The 604-nt window shown below is 48.8% G+C and carries 1 protein-coding gene; it reads right to left on the bottom strand.

Annotated elements, in window-relative coordinates; translation table 11 throughout:
• Nucleotides 1-604, bottom strand: a 604-nt coding sequence (gene rmuC / locus R7040_RS27925) for a DNA recombination protein RmuC (RefSeq protein WP_318097813.1), incomplete at both ends; no start/stop codon positions are given.

The following is a 604-nucleotide window of genomic DNA, read 5'->3' on the forward strand; positions in this document are numbered from 1 at the left end:
TTGGTAACGCTTGCCCGCTTCGCTCTGTAGGTTCACTTGCGTTTCGTACTCGTGCCCTTCGCGCAGCCCCGATTCGGCTAAAACGCGCGCCAACACCACTTCACCCCAGTTACCTTGCTGTTTGTTATCGCCTTTGAGCGCTTGGGTCAGGTTCACGGCTTCTCGAGTCATTTGTTCATTGAGGCGTTGCAGATTTTTCAGCTCATGCACCAACGTATGACGCTCTTTAGCTTCTTGGCTAAAGCTGTCGTTGACTTGCTTTTTGAAACCTTCTAACTGCTCTTTTAACGGTGACAACAACCCTTCTAAACTTTGACGGTTTTGCAAATCGACTTTCGCGGTTTTCTCTTCAAACAGTTGATTGGCAAGGTGCTCAAACTGTTGTTTCAGACGCACTTCGGCCTGCTCTAAAATTTGCAGTTTTTCCGCATTAGCCTGATTCATTTGCTCGTGGCGCGCCTGCTGCTCACGAAGCTGCGTTTCCAAACGGGATTTTTGTTCACGCATTTGGCCCAGCTCATCAAAATACTGCTGACGTTCTTGTTTGACGGCTTCGAAGTAACGCAATTTCTCCATGGCCGCCATCAACTTGCCGTGCGATTGT

It is taken from the genome of Vibrio sp. 1069 (genome assembly GCF_033340555.1).